The organism is Mucilaginibacter sp. (genome assembly GCF_036383575.1).
In the GTDB taxonomy this organism is placed as follows: Bacteria; Bacteroidota; Bacteroidia; order Sphingobacteriales; family Sphingobacteriaceae; genus Mucilaginibacter.
In genome coordinates, this window is sequence record NZ_DASVOB010000739.1 from 1 (window position 1) to 2,677 (window position 2,677).

Annotated in this window: 3 protein-coding genes; all 3 read right to left on the reverse strand. The window is 44.6% G+C overall.

What is annotated here, in order from left to right; translation table 11 throughout:
• Positions 1-1,420, reverse strand: a 1,420-nt coding sequence (locus VF500_RS26575; protein WP_330862564.1) for a carboxypeptidase-like regulatory domain-containing protein, incomplete at its 3' end; no start/stop codon positions are given.
• 95 nt (positions 1,421-1,515) lie between these two features.
• Entirely contained in the window at positions 1,516-2,523 is a 1,008-nt protein-coding gene (locus VF500_RS26580) for a DUF4961 domain-containing protein (protein WP_330862565.1), read from the reverse strand.
• A gap of 25 nt (positions 2,524-2,548) precedes the next feature.
• A partial coding sequence (locus tag VF500_RS31840) for a DUF5004 domain-containing protein (RefSeq protein WP_414688595.1) occupies positions 2,549-2,677 on the reverse strand: 129 nt, incomplete at its 5' end.

Below are 2,677 nucleotides of genomic sequence, written 5' to 3' on the forward strand. Positions count from 1 at the left end.
CATCATTGCTGTTGGTACGCTGATAGCCTGAAAACTCTGTTTGCGAAAGCAGGTTATTGGTATAAGTTGTTGTACCGCCAAATGAATTGTTTGGGTTGTAGAGCGGATAAGCATTATTTGGTAAGCTATAAAGCGTACTCAATATATTTCCATATCCTGCTCCCGGCTGTGTGCTTTGCTGAATGCGGCCAAACAATTGCAGGTCGACAGTGAATTTTTTGGTTACGTTAACCGCCAGATCGGAGTTGATGATGTAACGGTTAAGATCATTATTGGTATTGTATGGCACAGACGACGCCGTTTTGAACATACCCGCCTGGTCAAGATAGTTTAACGAAATACTGTACCGTGCCACCTGGGTGCCGCCGTTAACGTTAAGCTTATAACTGGTCATGGGTGAGTTATCGCGTAAGATGGTTTTAAACCAGTTAACATCCGGATGCCTTATGGGGTCGGTATGGTTACGGTAGGCATTAAAGTCGGCAGCGCTGTAAAGAGCCGGTTTGCCGTCGTTCTGTAATGCTTCGTTGTATAAGTATGCATACTGATAAGCAGGCAGCGGGTTGGGCAAACCCAGCGGCTGCTGAATCCCGCTTTGTGCTGTGAATGAAATATGCGGCGTACCTGGCTGCCCACGTTTGGTGGTGATCAATAAGGTACCGCGCGAGCTGTTGATCCCCAGCATAATATTTGAAAGCGCATCCTTTAAAACCGAAACCGATTCGATACTTTCCGGATCAAGTGATGCTATCTCACGCTGAACACCATCAATAATAGTTATCGGCGCTTGTCCCCTTAAAAAAAGCCCAAACTCACTATTATCATTAGCCGAATAGTTATTGTGCTGTACTACCGCCCCGATAAAGTCATTTACAGTTTGCACGCCGGTTTGCGGTGCGGCAAAGCCACTGTACTGCTGGGTATATAAGCCGGGGAGTTGTCCGGGTAAGGCGTAGGTATATAAAGTTGAAGGCGTAGTAGTAAGCTGGTTGGTATAAATGGTTGATATGGCGCCCACATTTTTTGATGTGCTGATGGTATCATAAAGCGCATTGATGGTTTTGGGCGCTTTTATGTAAGTATCGAGGAGCCTTACCGTTAATTTAGTCGCATTCCGTACCGTAACTTCACGGGCATTATAATTTGCAGCGGTAAAAATCAACGCGTCGCCCTTACTGGCATTAATGGCAAACACGCCATCTTTACCCGTAGTTAACGCAGTATTTTTCCCTTTATTGATTACCTTAACGCCCTGCAGCGGATTACCGTACTCATCAAGTACAATACCGCTTACCTGGCCGGGGCGTGCAGGCGCCTCCCTGGTAGTATCCTGCTGCACAGCTGCATAACTGGTTTTGGCCAGCAGCAGCATCAACAGCGTGATACCTGTTAAGCATTTCTTTATGTAGCAATAAGCCATATTTTTTAGGTTTAAAATTGTTGGCAAAAGATTTAAATATCGTTTTAGCAAATACAGATTGATTAATTGCATCTGCCGTTTGGTTTATTTACTGGTTAACCGCATTTAAATGTGTAGGTGAACGGGGCGTCTGTATTACCATAGCCAACTTTCTTTTTACCCGTTTTATCGGTCAGGAAGTATTCCATTCTTGTGACGGTTTGTGCATCCCCCACATTAAAGAATGATCTTGGCCAAAACGTGAGCTGATATTTTTTACTGGTGGCAGTAGTCTGTTTCAGCAGGGTTTTAGTGGTTTGCTCACAAACGCTTATTGTTTTACCATCGTTTGTGTAGGCCGTTGCACACAGGTAAACTTCTCTTTCGCCTTTTAAATCGGTATCGGCAACTGTGCCATCAAAGGTTAAGGTCACAAAATCATTATCCAATGATTTCGGCGGGTCGATAGTGGTAAGTTGAGGGTTGCAAAAATCAACCAGGTCGCCGCTGCCGCCGGTTACCTCAAAACAGTTACTACCAAGCAACGCGCTATAATAAGTACCGTTACCGTCGCTTGTAAAACCGTTGCCGCTGTCAGTGATGGTATAGCCCAGTTTTACCAGCATGTTGTTATTATCGGCACCAACTTTTATTTTGACATTAAGGTCAACGATGAACTCCACTCCACCGGTATGGCTGTAGGCCTTATCCGTTTGATAAGCAATCCATTCCATATCGTCAATCAGGTTGCCGCCGTTGCCCAATGTTTTTTTCATATAGGCCGGCCAGTTAAGTCCGCCGCCATTTTTTGGCAAGGTGCCATCAGGGATCAGGGACATGGTTCCGTTACCCTGTTTACTGGTATAATTTATAGTGGTATTTTGCGCAGCTTTCCAGCCTTTAGGTACTAAAAAGCCAAAAATGAGGTAATCCGGACCGCCATCGCCTACTGTAGGGATATCGCAGTGAACAGTTATCGGCACCACTGAACCCACGGTAGCTGTAGCAGGCTGGTCAACACTGGTTATTTGTTCACCGCAGCAAGCCAAAGCAATACCCAGCACCACCAAAGCACACAGCTTCCATAAATTTTTACCTTTTATATGTAGTAAATATGATCTCATAATTTATCTGTTGCTTTTGGTTTTATTAATTGGCTTTTTCAAGCACGTATACATAGCTATTATTGCTGCAGCCGGGACTGAATGTTATGCTAAGCTGCCTTTTGCCATTTACTATGGGATAAGTAAAAGCGGTTGAAACCGGTTTATCGCCCGT

Coding starts and splice junctions, on each gene's coding strand:
- VF500_RS26580 (WP_330862565.1), bottom strand. CDS start 2,523: ATGAGATCATATTTACTACATATAAAAGGTAAAAATTTATGGAAGCTG.